Genomic DNA, 17,915 nt, shown 5'->3' on the forward strand with positions numbered 1-17,915 from the left:
TTATGATGATGGAGTATTACATCGCCCCATATACTTTCATTGTGGAATGAGTCTGACAGAGAAGTGGATCAAGTTTTGAAATCGCATCCGGCGCAGGGGTGGGGGAAACGAAAAAGGTCGAAGCCCTGGGAAGGGACATCGACCTTGGAGTGAGTGAGATGAAAGGGCGAGGAGCGCGTTTACGCACCGGAGGATTTTTTGGCAGCGGCGACCGCAGCCCAGCGTTTTTTCTGCGCTTCAATGATGCGGCGACGGCCTTCCTCAGACATCTTGCGCTTGCCGCCTGCCGATTTGGCATTGACTTTGTTCTTGCTCGCCGGTGGGCGGCCGGGGCCCCGACCACGCTTAGGCGCTTCTTCAGCAGGTTTGCGCCCGCGCTTGCCTGTGGCTTTGGTGGTGACGGTGGCGACGGCGCGGGTGGCAGCGGCCAGGAATGCATTAATATCGAGAGGGCCATTGCTGCTCGGGCGGCCACGGCGCCCCGGTGCGGGAGGGGTGGACGAACGGATGACGGTGGCGAGATCGGTCTGCAGACGCTGAATTTTCTCTGCAATGACCAGAGCTTGCTTGAGTTGATCAAGCGAGGGGAGAGAGATGGTTTGAGCCATGCGAGGATGTTAGCGAGATATGGCGCGACTCAAAGGAGAAAATTCAGTTACGGCTACAGGGAATTGACGACAAAGGATAAGATGGAGGGGTTTTACAGGGAACACAGTGGTTTTTTCAGGTGCCCAATGTTGAAAGAGATGTTCTTTTTTTCATGGTGCACCGCAGATAATGCCATCACGCAAGTCCACCTTGAGCATCTTTTCCTTCAACTCTGCCTCGGTGGCAAAGTTGTGATCACGAGTGATTTCCCCTGAGGGCTGGCAGGCCCGCGTCAGGCGATCCACCTGACGATGGAGTTGATCCATGTTGCCCGGGAGTCGCTCCGGTTTGAATCGATGCCGGCTCTCCCTCTGGCTCAAGCGCGCTGGGGGACCTCCGTTTGTGGTCGAGCGGCCTGGGTCGAAGGGGCATGGTCTCGCCTGCGCGTGGCGGTTGTAGTGGGTATGAGTCTGTCGTGATCCGAGATAGCTCTGAGTTAGTTCATGAACTCGTGGGAGGTGGGATTCGAACGTCCGATGGTTGACTGATGTCACTGTCCGCGCTGCCCATTACTGCTGTCCTTTAGGATTGATCTGGCAGCCATGGCGATCGGAGCGGCGGCCTATGTCGGGGTGCTGCTGGCCTTTTTCATGGGGATTGAGTGGCTCATCCAGCGGGGGAAGGGGTGTCATCCTCGTCAGGCCCGCTCCGTCTGCCAGCCAGTTTTCGGGCCGCAGTGCATGGTGACACCTGGGAGAAGTTGAGATCCGCACAAGTGGTTGGCGACGAATCTTTTTTAGGAATGACGAAACAGTCGTGCAGTTTCCGGGTTGTGGCGACAATGACCATACAAGGACGGGTATCCTGATGGGGCGGTGCCGGAGCGGTACGGCGGAGGGATCATGGTACCGGAACTGTTTCGCGATTTCGGTCTCTTTCCACGACTCCTTTTGCCATGATTTCTGACGCCTCATTGCCCAAGGTGGTGCCCCTATCTGCCCTCCCCTCAGGGGCAGCGGGGTGCCTTGCTGCTCTGAATCCAGGCCGGATGGGGCCGTCGAGGCGAAGATTCTGGGCGGTGAGAGTTACTCTTGCTCTGGTTTGCCTGTGGCTGGGGGCGGGACGGGTCAATGCGGCGACCTACACCTACACTAATACGACCACCGGTACGACCACCCAGTGGGCGGCAGGGACCAACTGGGATGTCGTGCCCGTCAGTGCGAGTGACACCGCTCTGGTGTTTGGGGCGGGGGCGGGGTTGGTGAACACCAACGTGCTGACTGCGAACAATGATGTGGCGGATCCGTTCGTGCTCAACTCGCTTACCATGAGCTATGCGGGGACAGGGACGGGGACAAACTTCGCCAAAGTGACCATCTCGGGGGGCACCCTCAATTTCGTGAGCAATGGAGGTATCGGCCCGACGCTGGCTTTGAACGCCACCGGCAGCACCGGAGCCGGTCTCAACACCATCCCTCAGATCAGCATCGACGCGAATGTGTCATTGTCCGATGCGTTGACGGTGACAGGCAACTCCTCTGCCATCATCAATGGCATCGTCAGTGGAAGCGTGGGGATCACGAAGAACGCCGGTTCCTCCGGCATCCTCGCGTTGGCTGGAGCCAACACCTACACTGGGGTCACCACCATCAGCAACGGGTCCATCAGTGTGCGTCACAATCAGGGGCTGGGGACCACCGATGGGGCGACAGTGGTTACCGCAGGAGGTGCCTTGTTGATGTCCGGCGGTGTGACTGTGACGGGAGAATCTCTCGCCATCGACGGGGACGGCGCGGCAACTGCGGGGGCCCTGCGCAATGAATCCGGCAACAACACCTGGGCAGGCGACATTACGGTGGGGGGCTCCGCCACCACGCGGGTCGTCTCCACTTCAGGAACGTTGACGATCAGTGGAAACGTCGCCGTCAGCTCCGATGTGACTGACCAGTTTGTGCTGCAGGGGGATGGCAACGGGGTGATCTCTGGAAACATCAGCGGTGCGGGAAGGGTGACCAAAAGCACCACCGGAACAGGGCGGTGGATCTTAAGCGGCGTGAATACCTACACGGGGATCACGACGATAAGTGGTGGAATACTCCAGTTTGCGAAGAGGGTTTCCCTCTACAACGCGGATACCAGCAAGTGGACTTCAGCCAATATCACGGCAGCGGCGGCCGGGGCTCTTGCTCTGAATGTGGGAGGAACAGACGAGTTTACCCTGGCGGATGTGCTCCTCCTCCAAAATATGGGCTTTGTTGCCGGCAGTGGATTGGGACTGGACACCACTAATGCTGCGGGGGGCACCTTTGACCTGAGCACAGGGCTCACCAACACCAACTTGAGGCTGATCAAGCTCGGGACTGGGATCCTGACTTTGTCCGTCGCGAACGCGTACACCGGAGTCACGACTGTCTCGGGCGGCACCGTGCGGGTGTTGAATGACCAGAGCATGGGGACTCCTACAGGCGGGGCAACGGTGGCCTCCGGTGCCACGCTGGAGCTGGTCGGGGGCAGAACGATCACTGAGACAGGTGCCACATCCGCTATCTCTGGAAGCGGCGTGGGCAGTGTGGGGGCGCTTTATAGCAGCAGTGGAAACAACGTGTGGAATGGGAACATCGACGCCGATACCACGCAAATTACTCGGATTGGCGTCGAGGGCGTGAGCAGTCTCACCATCAACGGCAACATCAAGACCACCGGTACTGCGGCGAACGGGCTGGTGTTTCAGGGCGTTGGTTCCACCACGGTCAACGGCGTCATCAGCGGCAACGGCCAACTCACTCGCAGCAGCAATGGCGCCGGAGTACTCGTATTAACGGGCGCAAATACCTACACGGGGAACACCATCATCAGCAATGGCACGATACAGGTGGGGGTGGCAGGGGTGGGATCGCTGGGGGCCACAAATGTGGCCATTGGATTCTCCAGCAGTACCGTCAAAGGCACGCTCGCTGGGACGGGTTCAGTGGGGGGCTTGGTGACGGTGGCCAGTGGAGCCATCATTTCGCCCGGTGACAGCGCCGGTGCTGGCACGGGGTCTTTGACGCTGGCGGGTGGGCTGACGCTGAATGCAGGCGGCGGTGCGGTACTGAATTACAATCTCGGAACGACTGCTGCATCGGACAAGATCGTGATGACGGGTGGAACCTTCACCTCCAACACCACGGGCAGCACGACTTTTGCCATCACTCCCGGAGTGGGCTACGACAACGGCATTTACGACCTCATCGACTGGACGAATCTGGCCGTGACTGCGACGGGTGTGGACTTGACTGACTTCGCCGTCACTGGTCTGGGGGCGGGTAAGATCGGGACGTTCCAGTTCGATATCACAGGACGAATTTTGCAATTGAACGTCACCCCGGAACCCGGTAGGGCGATGTTGTTGATGCTGGGGTTGGTGGCTGTTGCAGGGCGGAGGAGAAGGAGGTAAGAGGTTCTTTTGTTCGGTGTTATGTCATGAACCCGGAGGGTTCGGGATGAAAAGGGTGCCGCGCCGGTGCAAATCCTTGACCTGACCTGTCGAGCACGCGCACTGCGGTTCCCCCTGTCACAATCTTTTGGCTTTTGACATGCAGGATGTGGTCTCGTGTCAGTGCCTGGAGACAGGGTGTTTTTCACCCAAGAACCGGGGTGCTGATGCGTGATGCCCGGCGGGAGTTGGCTCTTTGGATCCGCTCTTTGCGCCAGTCGCTCTACTTGAACCCCCTTTTGCCATGCATCCTCTCGTTCGCCCTTCTTCACTATGGATGAAGCCGTTGCTTCTAGCGCTTTTGACCATTCTGTCGGTTGAGACCGCCACCTGGGCGCAAAGCAAGAGGGATGGCTTGCCGCCGCGCCCCAACCGTCCCATCACCCGGTTGCCGCAGGTGGAGGATGAGCACCTTCTGGGGCACCGGCCACCGGTCATCTGGGTGGATCCTCAACAGGGCAGGCTCAAGGGCATGACTGTCCAGGAGGTGAAGGTGGAAATTCGCGTCCAGGGACATCTGGCCACCACCACTATGGAGATGGCCTTCTACAATCCCAATAATCGGGTGCTGGAGGGGGAGCTGATCTTCCCTCTGGGGGTGGGGCAGACCGTGGCGGTTTATGCGCTGGAGGTGGAGGGAAAGATGCGCCAGGCAGTGGTGGTGGAGAAGGAGAAGGGACGCGAAATTTTTGAAGAGGTGGTGCGACGTGGCATTGATCCCGGTCTGGCTGAGTTGACCAAGGGCAATGTCTTCCGTACCCGGGTGTATCCCATCCCGGCCCAAGGAACGAAGCGGGTGTCGGTGACCTTTGAGCAGGAATTGCAATCGCAGGTGGGTGAGGGGGGTGCCGAGAGCTTTCGCTACCATCTGCCCATGGCCTTCGGTGAAAAGGTGGGGCGTTTTCACGCCCGGGCGGAGGTGGTGAAGCAGGAACTGTCACCCGTGACGGACAAGCAGGACTCTGCGGTGCTCTCTTTTGAGAAGTGGCGGGACAGCTATGTGGCAGAACTGACGCTGGAGAATGTGCGGCTGGAAAAGCCTTTGAGTTTCCTCGTTCCCCATGGTGGAGAGCGGAGCGGTGCGCACGCTCTGATGGTGGCGGATGCGCTGGAGCCGTCGATGGGGTATTTTCATGCCCGGGTGGAGCTGGAGGTGCCAGAAATGACGCCGGTGGCGAAGCCGGGTCGCATCGCTCTGTTTTATGATGCCTCTGGCAGTGCGGCAAAACGGGACCGGGACCTGGAGTGGCGGTTCCTGGATTCCTGGCTCAAGAGCCTGAGCTCGGTGGAGGTGGATCTGATCGCGTTCCGCAATGATGCGGATGCTCCGCGGCGTTTTGTCATTCAGAACGGTCAGACGGCAGCCCTGAAGGAAGCCATAGACGACCTGCCGCTGGATGGCGGGACTTCGCAGGGGGCAGTGGATCTGCTCAGTGTGATGGAGTCAGATGTGGCGCTGCTGGTATCGGACGGGTTCTTCAACTTTGACACTTCCAACCCGGGGCGGGCACGCAAGGACGGGCGGCCGGTGCAACTGCATGCAGTGCACGCTGCGGCGATGGTGGATCAGGTAAGGCTGCAGCAGATGGCGGCCGCGACTGGAGGACAGGTTGTGAACCTGCTGACGACGGGAGTAGAGGACGCGGTGAAGTCGCTCAGTGCAGTGCCGTTCCAATTCCTCGGTGCGAGGGTGGTCTCCGGAAAGGTGACGGAGGTGAGCCCCAGCCGTCCGGAGGCGGTGGGGAGGGTGTTCTCCCTGGCCGGACGGGTGGAGGGGCGCAGTGAGGTGGAACTCATGTTCGGTCAAAGGGGCAGGGTGACGATGACGCGGAAGATCACGCTCGATCCCAAGCAGGCACTGGTCGCAGATCGTGGGGATTTTATCCGTCGGGCCTGGGCGCAGAAGCGGGTCGCGGAACTCTCCTTGGAGCCGGACAGTGATGCGGCCATTGTTGCCTTGGGCAAGGCCCACCGTCTGGTGACGGAGGGGACGTCTTTGATCGTGCTGGACCGGATGGAGGACTACGTGCGTCATGGGATCGAACCGGCGGAGCCGGAGTTGAGGGATGAATACCTGGCACTGTTGAAAAAACAGCCCAAGGACTCGCGCAAGAAGGATGAGGCCGAGCATCTGGCGGCAGTAGCGAAGGCGTGGAAGGAGTTCAACGAATGGCATGACAAGCGCCATCCCTGGCTGGAGACGGTGTTGAAGCCAGCAGCCGAACGTGAGGCGGCACTGTATGCGGCACTCTCTGTTGAGAACCAGCCGGGAGGGAAGGCTGTGGGGCAAGCTGGAAAGCGCGGCGTTTTGAGCCAGGAAGACTCGGCGGCTGCCGCTGCTCTGAAAGAGAAGGCGCGTGATCTGGACGCCAGATGGAAGAGGGAAGGGCGTGAGACGGCGAGCCGGAACCAGTGGATCGAGGAAGCAACCAAGGTGATGCTGGCAGTGGATGCGCTGCGTCAGCGCAGGCTTGAAATGCTGCCTGGATCTGACGATCAACTCAAGCAGGAGACCGAGGGGGAAGCGAGGGGCAGCTACGGGGCTGCTGGCGGAGCAGCTCCGCCACCGCCCCGCCCGGCGACCGCGGCCCAGCCCATGGCCGTGATGCCGATGTCCCCAGCTTCTCCCGCTCCCGCTGAGCTGTCACGGAGTCGCGCCAGCGCCAAATCGGTCGTGGGTGAGAGTGGCGATGCTTCCCCACCTGCCATGACGAGTCAGATTGAAGTGAAAGCCTGGGATCCCAACACCCCTTACCTGAAGAAGCTGCGCAAGGCGGAGGATGCCTATGCGGCGTATCTGAAGGAGCGCCCGGCCAACGCCAGCAGTTCCGCTTTTTTCCTGGATTGTGCGGACTTCTTCCGTGAGGAAAAGAAGGATGAACGTCTGGCGTTGCGTGTGCTCTCGAACCTGGCGGAGATGGAGCTGGAGAGTGCGCCCCTGCTGCGCATCCTGGCCTATCGCCTGCAGCAGCTTGAGAGGCTTGACCTGGCGGTGCCTTTGTTTGAGGCGGTGCTGAAGATGCGCGGCGAGGAGCCACAGAGCCGGCGTGATCTGGCACTGTGTCTGGCGGAGAGTAAGGAGCCAGACTATGCCCGGGCGGCGTGGTTGCTCTCAGAGGTGGTGAGGAAACAGTGGGATGGCCGCTTCCGTGATGTGGAGGTGATCGCGCTGCACGAACTCAATGACCTGCTGAAAAAGGTGCCGGCGGACTGCCCGGCCAACCGGAGGCCGGATGTGGAGTCGTTGGGGATCCCGGCCGCGTTGCTGGAGGGCGTGCCCGTGGATCTGCGGGTAGTGCTGACTTGGGACGCGGACAACACGGACATGGACCTGTGGGTGATCGACCCCACCGGGGAGATCTGCATCTACAATCACAACCGCACCAAGACCGGTGGATACATGAGCGCAGACTGTACGCGGGGCTACGGTCCGGAAGTCTTCACCGTGCGCCGTCCGCTTCCGGGCACCTATACGGTGAAGGTGAATTACTTTGGCAACACCCAGCAGAAGCTGGCGGGGGCTACAACGGTGCAGGTGGAGTTCCAGACGGCTTTCGATCAAGAAGGGAAGGTGCGTCGTGACGCCGTGACACGGCGGCTGGAGGACAAGAAGGAAGTGATTGAGATCGGCAAGTTCTTGGTCGGCCAGTGACCCGGTACGTCAGTATATCGGTGACTCTGTAATTCGGTAGAACAGTAGTTCATCGGTGAGGGGGAAGTGTGGAAGGGGAAATTGGCCGTTTAGCCGTCAGAAATGGGCGGCTCCACCTGCCAGATGCATCAGGGCACAGCAACGATGTGATGTGGCGGTGTCACAAGCAGCAGGAGATTCACATGCATGAGGCAGAACCGCACCGTGAGTGACCGTCCTACGACGGTCGCCTGGTGCTCAGCCTGAAGATTGATTGTTATGAATGCCCCTGCCGAACTCACGTATGATTTGTCTGAACTGAAGTCGTGGCGCGGACTGCGGCCGGGAATGACTCGCAAGGAGGTGGAGGCACTGCTGAATGCAGAGGGCGTGGACACTTCCGATTGGGAGGAGGATGAAGAATGTTTTTTGGTGACCTCTGGATGGGATCTGGAACTGGTGTTCGACAAGCATCAGCGCCTCTACCAGATCTCTCTGGAAGACTCAGACAAGTACCGCTGGGCGGGCAAACCCATTATTGATGTGCCGCTGCACGAGGCCTTGTTGGCCATGCAGCCGATCATCTCCGGCGCGGGATGGCGCAAGGAAGACGCGGTGACAGACCCTTTCCAGGAGTCGGAAGTGATCTCTCCTTCGCAAGCGGCCAATCCCACAGGAGACGCCGCGCTGTTGTATGAAGGTACCCTGTGGCTGCCCGGAGCGGGCCTGGGGCTGATGATGTGCGCAGGCTATGTTTGTGAGATCACCTGGCGTCAGCCGAAGGATGTTCCCAATCCATTCCTGAGTGAAGTGACGATGTCGCAGTTGGAGCTCTCTCAGCAACCGGGACTGGATGATCATCTGCGCAGCATCATGACCCGTGAACATCGCGAGGCTGCTGCTGCCAATGGCAATCCGGTCATGGCGTTGGTCATCTGGCTGGCTCTTGCCGCGCTGGTGGGAGCGACGGTGGTCTTTGTGTTGAAGTGAGAGCCGCTGCGCGGGGAGACACAAGACTGCAAGACGCAAAACGCTGGAGAGCGCGCAACTCGCCTGGCATAGATTCCGCGCGCGCCAGTGTCTTGGAGTGTCGGTGGCTTGACACCGCTTTCGCCTGCCGGATGCGTTTTGGCTTATCCCGTGCCTCCGCCAGCATGTCTGTTGGCATTGTGCTGCCAGTGGTCTGACGAGGCGCCTGGGCGGGCAAACGTGGTCCGGCAGTTTTTCAAAATGACCTACGCATGGGAAGCTCGGGGAGCGCACGCAGCACATGACACCGCATCCATCTGACGTGGAGGCGTTCATGGCGGTGGGGAGAAAGTGGATGCAGTTGGCCGCCCCACCTGATCATCTCTCTCCGGAGGTTCCCAGGGTTTGACTCGCTTGAGGCTCGTCCAACCACTGGGCTGTGGTAGATATCCCCTTCGGGGAAAGCTACAGACTGAATAGGTAATGGCAAGAGCCGCGAAAGCGGTGTCGAGCCACCGGCACTCCAGGACGCTTCGCGACTCTTGTTCGCGTTGGAGTTGTTGAGCCCTGTCTGATGGTTTGTGAAAACAAAAAAGCGGGCCGCAGTTTCCTGCGACCCGCTGATGCTTGGGTTATTGGTTCACCGTTTTACCGGCTTACCGAACCACTGAATTACATGCCCATGCCGCCGTGGTCGTGAGCAGGCTCAGCCTTCTCTTCCTTGGGGATGTCGGAGATGAGGCACTCCGTGGTGAGGAGAAGACCGCTGATGGAGGCGGCGTTCTGCAGGGCGCTGCGGGTGACCTTGGTCGGGTCAACGACGCCGGCCTTGATGAGGTCCACGTATTCGCCGGTGGCGACGTTGTAGCCGCTGTTGCCGGAGCCCTTCTTGACTTCGGCCACGATGAGGGCGCCTTCCAGACCTGCGTTGGCGGCAAGCTGGCGGAGAGGTGCTTCGATGGCGCGGCGGACGATGTCAGCGCCGGTGGCTTCGTCGCCAGTCAGCTGGAGCTCAGCCAGAGCAGCCTGAGCACGGATGAGGGCAACACCGCCCCCTGGGACGATGCCTTCCTCAACGGCTGCACGAGTGGCGTGCAGAGCGTCTTCCACGCGGGCTTTCTTTTCCTTCATCTCGGTCTCGGTGGCAGCACCGACGTTGATGACGGCCACACCGCCTGCGAGCTTGGCAAGGCGCTCCTGGAGCTTCTCGCGGTCGTAGTCGCTGGTGGTTTCGTCGATCTGACGACGGATCTGGTTCACACGGCCGGCGATGGCCTCGGAACCGCCTTCGCCTTCAACGATGGTGGTGTTTTCCTTGTCGATCGTGACGCGCTTGGCGCGGCCGAGGTCGGTGAGCTCAAGGTTTTCGAGCTTGAGGCCGAGGTCTTCGGTAATGCAGCGACCACCGGTGAGGATGGCGATGTCTTCAAGCATGGCCTTGCGGCGGTCGCCGAAGCCAGGAGCCTTGACGGCGCAGATGTTGAGGGTGCCGCGGAGGCGGTTCACCACGAGGGTGGCGAGGGCTTCACCTTCGACATCTTCAGCGATGATCAGAAGCGGGCGGCCGGTGCGGGCCACTTTCTCAAGCAGGGGAAGGAGGTCCTTCAGGTTGCTGATCTTCTTCTCGTGGATGAGGATGAGGGCGTTCTCAAGAACGGCTTCCATGCTCTCAGCATCGGTCACGAAGTAGGGGCTGAGGTAGCCCTTGTCGAACTGCATGCCTTCCACGACGTCGAGGGAGGTCTCGATGCTCTTGGCTTCTTCCACCGTGATGGTGCCGTCCTTGCCCACTTTGTCCATGGCGTCGGCGATGATGTTGCCGATTTCGGTGTCCCAGTTGGCGGAGACGGTGGCGACCTGGGCGATTTCGGTCGCGTTGGTCACGGGCTGGCTGATTTCCTTCAGCTTGGCCACGATGGCCTCGGTGGCCTTGAGGATGCCGCGCTGGAGGGAGGTCGGGTTGGCACCGGCGGTCACGTTACGGAGACCTTCGGAGTAGATCGCCTCGGCGAGCACCGTGGCGGTCGTGGTGCCGTCACCGGCCACGTCGCTGGTCTTGGAGGAGACTTCCTTCACGAGCTGGGCGCCCATGTTTTCATAGGGATCGCTGAGTTCGATTTCCTTGGCCACGGTGACACCGTCTTTGGTGATCGTGGGGGAACCGAATTTCTTCTCGAGGATCACGTTGCGGCCGGAAGGCCCGAGGGTGGCTTTGACCGCTCTGGCGATCTTTTGCACACCACGGAGAAGTGCCTGACGGGCGCTTTCGTCGAAGTTGAGTTGTTTAGCCATGTTCTTAGGTATTCGATGTTTGAGTTAAGTGGAGAGGATCCGCCCGCAATCAGGCGATGATGCCGAGGATGTCGGTTTCGTTGATGATGAGCACGTCGTCGCCGTCGAGCTTCACTTCCGTGCCGCCGTACTTGGAGATGAGCACCTTGTTGCCGACTGCAACCGTGAAAGTCACGTCCTTGCCTTCGTCATCCTTGCCGGTGCCGAGAGCGAGAACTTCAGCCTCTTGGGGCTTTTCCTTGGCGGTGTCGGGCAGAAAGATGCCGCCCGCGGTCTTTTCCTCGCTCGTAACGCGCTTAACAAGGACGCGGCGGCCCAGAGGTGTGATTTTGGTAGCCATGGTTGGTATGCTGTATGCTTTTCGGGTTTCTGTTGTGTTTTGGTTTGGTTCACCCAGTCGGTAGCGCGCCGTTTTTCAAAAATGCGGTGTCGCTACCGGCTGTGGGGAAATCTCTGTCGGTCACTGAATCCACGTCGGAAGCGGGACGCGGAAAGCGGTTGAAGCACGGGATCGGACCCGTTTTTAGAGGGGGGATGCCGCGTGCTTCAAAGGGGGAGTCTTAGCTCTTTTTGTCGCTGTCAACGACCTCAAAGTCGGCGTCCACGACCTTGCCCTTGTCCTTGGGTGCCTCGGCAGCGCCTTCGGGGGCACCGGCAGCTTCCGGCCCGGGAGCGGCACCCTCAGGGGCACCACCGGCCTGGGCCATGTGCTGGTAGGCCTCCGCGAAGAGCTTCTGCAGCTCATCCGTCTGGGACTTCATGGCAGAGGTGTCGTTGTCGGCGATAGCCTTCTTGAGGGCGTCCACCTTGTCCACGATGGGCTGCTTCTGGGTGGCGGGCACCTTGTCACCGAGGTCTGCGAGGGATTTCTCCACTTGGTACACCATCGTTTCAGCCTGGTTCTTGGTCTCGACGCCTTCCTTGCGGAGGCGGTCTTCCTCGGCGTGGGATTCAGCTTCCTGCTTGGCGCGCTCGATCTCGTCCTTGCTGAGGCCGCTGGAGCCTGCGATGGAGATCTTGCTTTCCTTGCCGGTGGTCTTTTCCTTGGCGGAGACGTGAAGGATGCCGTTGGCGTCGATGTCGAAGGTGACTTCGATCTGCGGAGTGCCGCGGGGCATCGGCGGGATGCCATCGAGCTTGAAGGTGCCAAGCGTTTTGTTGTCGCGGGCCATGGGGCGCTCGCCCTGGATGACCACCACTTCCACGCCAGGCTGGTTGTCTGAGGCGGTGGAGAAGGTCTGGGTGTGGCGCTTGGGAATGGTGGTGTTGCGCGGGATCATGGGGGTGGCGATGCCACCTTCCGTCTCGATGGCCAGCGTGAGCGGGGCCACGTCGAGCAGGAGCACGTCTTTCACGCTGCCCTGGAGCACCCCGCCCTGAATGGCGGCACCGACGGCGACGACTTCATCCGGGTTCACACCCTTGTGAGGCTCTTTCCCGGCGAGCTTGCGGGCGGTTTCGACCACCTTGGGCATGCGGGTCATGCCACCCACGAGCACGAGCTCGTCGATCTTGCTGGCATCCAGCTTGGCGGCATTGAGACACTCGCGCACTGGCTTGACCGTGCGTTCGAAGAGGTCGTCGGTGAGCTGCTCCATCTTGGCGCGGCTCAGGGACTTCATGATGTGCTTGGGACCTGTGGCGTCTGCCGTGATGAAGGGCAGGTTCAAGTCATAGCTCTGAGAGGAGCTGAGGGCGATCTTGGCCTTCTCGGCCTCTTCCTTGATGCGTTGCAGGGCGTCGGGCTGACCGCTGAGGTCAATGCCGGAGTCTGCTTTGAAGTCGCTGATGATCCACTGGATGAGCTTGTTGTCCCAGTCGTCACCACCCAGGTGGGTGTCACCGTCGGTGGCGAGCACCTCAAACACGCCGTCACCAATCTCCAGCACGGAGATGTCGAACGTGCCACCGCCAAGGTCATACACGGCAATCTTTTCGTCCTTCTTCTTGTCCAGACCGTAGGCCAGGGAGGCTGCGGTGGGCTCGTTGATGATGCGGCGGACCGTGAGGCCGGCGATCTCGCCAGCGGCCTTCGTGGCGTTGCGCTGGGAGTCGTTGAAATAAGCTGGCACGGTAATCACGGCTTCAGTGATAGTCTCGCCGAGGCGGGCTTCTGCGTCAGACTTGAGCTTCGCGAGGATCATCGCGGAAATTTCCTGCGGGCTGTAAACTTTCTTTTCGCCGCCCACTTCCACTTCCACGTGGGCATCGCCGTTGGATGCCGCCACGATTTTGTAGGGCACCTGCTTGTCGGCGGCAGTGAGTTCAGAGAACTTGCGGCCCATGAGGCGCTTCACGGAGAAGACCGTGTTGCGGGGGTTGGTCACAGCCTGGCGTTTGGCAGCCTGGCCCACCACACGCTCGCCGCTCTTGGTGAAGGCCACCACGCTCGGGGTCGTGCGTGCACCTTCGGAATTCTCCAAGACCTGTGCTTCCCCGCCTTCAAGGACGGCCATGCAGGAGTTGGTAGTACCGAGGTCTATGCCTAAAATTTTGCTCATGATGTTGGTAAAGTTCCTTTCGTACCCGGAGTCGGTCCGGGTGAGAGTAGTAGGGCACGAGACGTGCCATCAGGGTTTATTTTGAGTTAATGTGTTTAAAGTGAGTGAGTTATAGAGGTGAGTGGGTGAATGGGGTGGAGTGGGCTTGGGTAAAATGGTGACAAAGTGGCGCAATAGAGCGTGACTTTTTGGCCAGATTGACGCAGGGGGTGGCGTTTTCTAACGCACTGAAGTGCTGGCCTACTTTGCTCTGCGATGGCGGTGGGTGAGCAGGAGGACGCCGCCCAGCATCAACAGCACAGCCCGGGAGGGCTCGGGGGTGGCGACGATCTGGAAGCCCGCCACTTTGTTGCGCTCTACACCGGTGGAACCATCAGCGGCGAACAGAGAGAGAATCTGGCTGGAGCCGGTGAGGTTGCTGAACCGCACATAGTTCCCCTGGTCCACGGAACTGTCGGTACCGTCGATGATGGTGGTGTCGGTGGAGAGGACGTAGCCTGAGCCGTCGGTGCCGGGGATGTTGTCGCTGGCGACGCCGGTGCCACGGGCATAGTACGTCGTGCCGCCGATGGTGAAGCCGCCGATCCGGTTGGCGCCATCGTTGCGCATGTAAACGTAGATGTCGTAGGTCTCGAAAGGGATGTTGCTAAAGGCGGCCGTACTGGCAGTGGCGCTGTACACGTCCACCACGCCGTTGAACATCTGGGGGTCGTTGGTGGTGTTGCTCGTCCGGTTCGTCAGGAGCCCCTGGCTGGCGGGGATATTGAACGTCATGGTGAAGCTGCCACCCACGAGGGTGCCGTCGTCATAGCGCATGCTGTCGGCGGCATCCAACACGAGGTTGGATTCATTAAAATTGTTCCAATAGCCCACTCGCACGCCGGGCGCACCAGCCAGATAGGTGGTGGTCATGAGGCCACCTGTGGAAGCTTGGGGGTTAAAGCTGATGATGGTGCCTGCAAGTGCCACCGAGGGCATGGCCCATGCGGTGGCCAGAAAGGTCAGGGCGAATAGAGCGAGATGTTGAATTTTCGAGCGGGAGGGCAGCATGGGTTGGCAGGAAGTGGGCGCAGACTACAGCGCTGGGGAGGGGAACCTTTCAAGCAGTTGGCACCATGGGGCGCGCGGCGGGATGGCTTGCTTAAATTGGCGGCAGGCTCGTGTTCTCCGTCGTCCCAAAGCGTCTTTGGAGGACGGTGGCGCGACACCGCTTTCCGCCGCGACAAAGCGCGACTGAAGACAACTCCTTTGTTCGAGCGTCCAACTCCCTTACGAATATACTCGTCTTGCCGCGGCCCGCAGGTCAGTCGCTCGGCAACCCATGCCGATCGCCAATTTGCGCCAGGTTGTCGAAGGCGCACCTTCAAACAAAAAGCGCCCCGGTCGTGAAACCGGGGCGCTCAGGATCAGGTCTTCTGTCTTGAAGTCTTCTGTCTTCGATTTCGTGGGCCCTACTCGTACAAGAACGTTGCGCTTGCCGTGGTGTCCTTGTCAGACACGACGCGCACCCAGTAGGCGGTGAAGGCGGCAGGGAACTCGTGCACGACCGGATTGTCAGCGACCACCTCGAAGGTGCGGTAGGCAGCCCAGTCGCCGGAACCGGTGAGATCCACTTCCACCTTCAGGTTCACGGTGCCTTTGCCGCTGTGGCTCAGGGTGACCTTCTTCTTGTCGTACGCCGTCATGAGGTAGGGCTCGGAGGGGGCGTTCGCCTTCACGGCAGAGTCCTTCCAGGGTCCGCCTTCGCCGCGGGGTTTGCCGAGTTTCCAGATGTCATCGACGGCACCGGCCCAGAGGGAGGCTTTGCCGTCATCGCTGCGGATGATGTGCGGGTTGCCTTTGCCTGCCTCGGCATCGTTGGAGAGACCGGTGAGGATGAAGAGACCGCGATAGGAACAGTAGTCGTGGATGCGGAGCTGGCTCGTGGCCACGGGACGGATCTTCGAGAGGCCGCCTGCATTGTCGGCGGGCAGTTCATAGAAAGAACCTTGCGCGGTAAAGAGGTCGCGCTCGGTGGCCACTTCACGGCAGACGCGGGAGTCGCCCAGCGGTCCGGCCTTTTCAAAGGCGGCGTCACCCTTCGGCAGGCGCCAGCGCTTGCCGGCGTCGTCGGTGAAGATGACGGAGGCGGCATCACTGCTCAGCACGCCTGCGGGGATCGCGGCGTTCTTCTTCGTATGCTCCAGCAGCACTTCATCCGCCACGGCCTTGAGCTTCAGCTCGGCATCCAGCTCATAGTAGCCGATGTCCTTGCCGCCAGGAGCCTGGGCAGCGAAGGCGAGCGTGCGTTTGTTCTGTGCATGGGCACGGATGACGCCGCCTGCAACATTGTCATCGCTCACCTTGGCCACCCCGGCGAAGATCGCATCCGTCGTGGTGTTGCGTTTGTCGTCGTTGCGGTATTGGAAATAAGCCGTGGCTTTCTCCAGTGCGGCACTCGAGGTCAGACGGATCCAGGTGCCCTTGACGTTGCTGAGGTCGACCCACTGATAGCCGGTTTTTGCCTCAATCTCGCTGGCCTTGGACCATGTGCCATTTCCAGCTTCGTCCACTTCCACCGTGATCCTGGCGGGGCCGGGAGCGGTCACGTTCAAATGCAGCCCCTTGTGATCATAGCCGCTAAAGAGGTAGGGCTCGGAGGCCTCGCCTGCTTTCACGGGCTCATTCATCCACACCGCACCACGTCCGATGACTGGACCCAGGTGGTCCAGTTGTTTGGGCTCCACGAACCAGAGGTTCGACTGGGACTGCGGCGCGGCGACTTTGCCCTTGGCCTTGCGCTTGTTGAGGAACTCCGCGTGGGCGGTGTCATCGCAGCCAAAGACCACGCGGTCCTTCCAGAGCGCGAAGTCGCCGATGACCTTGAGGTAATTGGAGCGGGGGGCGATGCCGGCTGAGTTCCTGGAGGAGAAGGTTTTAGGAAATTTCCAGAGCGCTCCGTGCATGGTCATCAGCAGGGAGTCGCCTTCACCGATCTCGCGGATGCGGGGCCACTCCGTGTTCCAGCCGTGGGCGCCGTCATAGCTGTGGCTGGACTTGGGCAGGCGGTACACGTGCCATTTGCCCTCCTCCAGCACCTGGAGAATGAGGGAGCGGAAGTCCCACCCGATGGTCCAGATGGGGTCTTTTTCCGGATGCTCGTTGCCATAGATGCCGCCAGGGCCAGTGACTTCCGTGAACTGGTTGCGGCGGATGAGGGTCCACTTGTCTGCCTTGCCATCCCATTCAACGAGGGCACCGGAGGGGACGGTGGGGTCAGTGAGGACCTTCTTGTCGCGGTCGCCGTTGTTGGCATAAACCAGTCGACCCTGGGTGGAGTACAGGCCTTTGCCATGATAGCCCGGGAAGTCGGCCTTGCGGTCGGTGGTCTTCTTGGCTTCGTCGGCCCAGAGTTCGGTGACCTCCAGAGATTTCACATCCACCTCATAGATGCCTTCCTCCATGGTGGCGTAGTAGATCTTGCCAGCGGGATCTGTCAGGTGGCGGGCATTGCCAGTGTGGCGGCCAAACATCACCGTGGGGGGGATGACGCGCACTTTGCGCTCCGCATCGATCGCATATGGCCCAATGAAGAGCTGATTCGACTCACGGTGGATCATCCGGTTCGCCGGCGTGCCGCCCACGCTCTCCGGCCGCACGATCTGCTGGAAGTCCGGCGTGATCTCGTAAAGTTTGTCCGAGGAGCCGTTAGGCGAGTGCGGCGCATAGGTGATCGCCCACAGACGGTCGGCCCAGGGGACCACGGCACCTGTGCCGCATTCGCGCTCATTGTTGAACATGGCCAGTCCCGGGTAAATGCCGGAGATCTGGGGAGGGGCGGCTTGGGTCAGGCGTGCCGTGAAAGGCAAGGTGGCCGCAGCGAGGAAAGCAAAGGAAGGTAGGGTCAGACGCATGGCTGTGACGGGGATAGTCCCGCCACAGCCTTTTTGGACAATGAATTATTGCGTCTTCTACAGGACTGGTTTTTTTGGTCTGTATCCTGCGGATTAAAGTAGGTAACTGAGCAATGAACTCTAGGGCTTCGTGATGAGCGCCAACACCTTGGAGATTTTGATTCCCAGGCGGATGGCGATCATGTCCGGCGCTTTTCCATTCGCGTGGAGCCGGTTCACTTCTTTTTGCAAAGGGGCAACGGTCTTGGATGGGGTTTGGTTCGATTTCATAGATGTCAGCCTTCGTCGTGCCATTTTTTGCACGGCGTCCTTTTCTTTAGAGACATCGCAATTCGTCCGCCGTTCAGCGTGAGGTGGTGGTGAAAACGCATTTGCATGGTTTTTTTGGGAAAAGCGCACCTTTTTACTTGCTCTTTTTCCGGTTATAGGCATACTCACTGCCCCGCATCCTGCGGGTGTAGCTCAGTGGTAGAGCACTTCCTTGCCAAGGAAGATGTCGCGCGTTCGAATCGCGTCACCCGCTCCATTTTTATGGAACCCGCACGCAAGGCGGGTTTTTTTGTTTC

At 60.1% G+C, this 17,915-nt stretch carries 11 protein-coding genes and 1 tRNA gene; 4 read left to right on the top strand and 8 right to left on the bottom strand.

Features of this window, described 5'->3' with window-relative positions; genetic code table 11:
• Positions 1-179: 179 nt before the first annotated feature.
• Together VSP_RS39200 and VSP_RS42135 are read right to left on the bottom strand one after the other, a co-directional pair.
• Positions 180-608: a hypothetical protein gene (locus VSP_RS39200; protein ID WP_009960409.1), complete on the bottom strand. Its 429-nt coding sequence runs from the start codon at positions 606-608 to the stop codon at positions 180-182.
• A 150-nt stretch (positions 609-758) separates the two neighbouring features.
• Positions 759-914: a hypothetical protein gene (locus tag VSP_RS42135; protein ID WP_009960411.1), complete on the bottom strand. Its 156-nt coding sequence runs from the start codon at positions 912-914 to the stop codon at positions 759-761.
• Positions 915-1,543: 629 nt separating this feature from the next.
• Here VSP_RS42135 and VSP_RS10130 point away from each other — a divergent pair.
• The 3 genes from VSP_RS10130 (at position 1,544) to VSP_RS10140 (ending at position 8,684) form a co-directional block, all read left to right on the top strand.
• Positions 1,544-4,024, top strand: coding sequence for a beta strand repeat-containing protein (locus VSP_RS10130; RefSeq protein WP_029190326.1), 2,481 nt, complete (start codon positions 1,544-1,546; stop codon positions 4,022-4,024).
• Between the two features lie 283 nt (positions 4,025-4,307).
• Positions 4,308-7,715 (top strand): VIT domain-containing protein, encoded by a 3,408-nt coding sequence (locus VSP_RS39205; RefSeq protein WP_081452479.1) that lies wholly within the window; start codon positions 4,308-4,310, stop codon positions 7,713-7,715.
• A gap of 258 nt (positions 7,716-7,973) precedes the next feature.
• On the top strand, positions 7,974-8,684 hold the full coding sequence (locus VSP_RS10140) for a hypothetical protein (RefSeq protein ID WP_009960417.1): 711 nt from the start codon (positions 7,974-7,976) through the stop codon (positions 8,682-8,684).
• A 651-nt stretch (positions 8,685-9,335) separates the two neighbouring features.
• Here VSP_RS10140 and groL read toward each other — a convergent pair.
• The 6 genes from groL to VSP_RS42140 all read right to left on the bottom strand — a co-directional run bounded on the left by groL (position 9,336) and on the right by VSP_RS42140 (position 17,619).
• Entirely contained in the window at positions 9,336-10,955 is a 1,620-nt protein-coding gene (gene groL / locus VSP_RS10145) for a chaperonin GroEL (protein WP_009960418.1), read from the bottom strand.
• A 49-nt stretch (positions 10,956-11,004) separates the two neighbouring features.
• Positions 11,005-11,295, bottom strand: coding sequence for a co-chaperone GroES (locus VSP_RS10150; protein WP_009960420.1), 291 nt, complete (start codon positions 11,293-11,295; stop codon positions 11,005-11,007).
• Between the two features lie 220 nt (positions 11,296-11,515).
• Complete coding sequence (gene dnaK / locus VSP_RS10155; RefSeq protein ID WP_029190327.1) at positions 11,516-13,456, bottom strand: molecular chaperone DnaK; 1,941 nt, start codon at positions 13,454-13,456, stop codon at positions 11,516-11,518.
• Between the two features lie 240 nt (positions 13,457-13,696).
• Positions 13,697-14,506, bottom strand: a complete 810-nt coding sequence (locus tag VSP_RS10160; protein ID WP_009960424.1) for a PEP-CTERM sorting domain-containing protein — start codon at positions 14,504-14,506, stop codon at positions 13,697-13,699.
• A gap of 401 nt (positions 14,507-14,907) precedes the next feature.
• On the bottom strand, positions 14,908-17,349 hold the full coding sequence (locus tag VSP_RS10165) for a hypothetical protein (RefSeq protein ID WP_009960426.1): 2,442 nt from the start codon (positions 17,347-17,349) through the stop codon (positions 14,908-14,910).
• Between the two features lie 120 nt (positions 17,350-17,469).
• Positions 17,470-17,619 carry a hypothetical protein gene (locus VSP_RS42140; protein ID WP_009960427.1) on the bottom strand — a complete coding sequence of 50 codons (150 nt, stop codon included), beginning with the start codon at positions 17,617-17,619 and terminating at the stop codon, positions 17,470-17,472.
• A gap of 181 nt (positions 17,620-17,800) precedes the next feature.
• On the opposite strand from VSP_RS42140, the gene VSP_RS10175 reads away from it, so the two are divergent.
• Positions 17,801-17,875 (top strand) — tRNA-Gly (locus VSP_RS10175).
• Positions 17,876-17,915 lie beyond the last annotated feature (40 nt).

Origin of the sequence: Verrucomicrobium spinosum DSM 4136 = JCM 18804 (genome assembly GCF_000172155.1) — a bacterium.
Classification (GTDB): Bacteria; Verrucomicrobiota; Verrucomicrobiia; order Verrucomicrobiales; family Verrucomicrobiaceae; genus Verrucomicrobium; species Verrucomicrobium spinosum.

What these genes read in the sequence shown, in the direction of transcription:
- VSP_RS39200 (WP_009960409.1), bottom strand. Translation starts at nt 608, where the DNA reads ATGGCTCAAACCATCTCTCTCCCCTCGCTTGATCAACTCAAGCAAGCT.
- VSP_RS42135 (WP_009960411.1), bottom strand. Translation starts at nt 914, where the DNA reads ATGGATCAACTCCATCGTCAGGTGGATCGCCTGACGCGGGCCTGCCAG.
- VSP_RS10130 (WP_029190326.1), top strand. Translation starts at nt 1,544, where the DNA reads ATGATTTCTGACGCCTCATTGCCCAAGGTGGTGCCCCTATCTGCCCTC.
- VSP_RS39205 (WP_081452479.1), top strand. Translation starts at nt 4,308, where the DNA reads ATGCATCCTCTCGTTCGCCCTTCTTCACTATGGATGAAGCCGTTGCTT.
- VSP_RS10140 (WP_009960417.1), top strand. Translation starts at nt 7,974, where the DNA reads ATGAATGCCCCTGCCGAACTCACGTATGATTTGTCTGAACTGAAGTCG.
- groL (WP_009960418.1), bottom strand. Translation starts at nt 10,955, where the DNA reads ATGGCTAAACAACTCAACTTCGACGAAAGCGCCCGTCAGGCACTTCTC.
- VSP_RS10150 (WP_009960420.1), bottom strand. Translation starts at nt 11,295, where the DNA reads ATGGCTACCAAAATCACACCTCTGGGCCGCCGCGTCCTTGTTAAGCGC.
- dnaK (WP_029190327.1), bottom strand. Translation starts at nt 13,456, where the DNA reads ATGAGCAAAATTTTAGGCATAGACCTCGGTACTACCAACTCCTGCATG.
- VSP_RS10160 (WP_009960424.1), bottom strand. Translation starts at nt 14,506, where the DNA reads ATGCTGCCCTCCCGCTCGAAAATTCAACATCTCGCTCTATTCGCCCTG.
- VSP_RS10165 (WP_009960426.1), bottom strand. Translation starts at nt 17,349, where the DNA reads ATGCGTCTGACCCTACCTTCCTTTGCTTTCCTCGCTGCGGCCACCTTG.
- VSP_RS42140 (WP_009960427.1), bottom strand. Translation starts at nt 17,619, where the DNA reads ATGAAATCGAACCAAACCCCATCCAAGACCGTTGCCCCTTTGCAAAAA.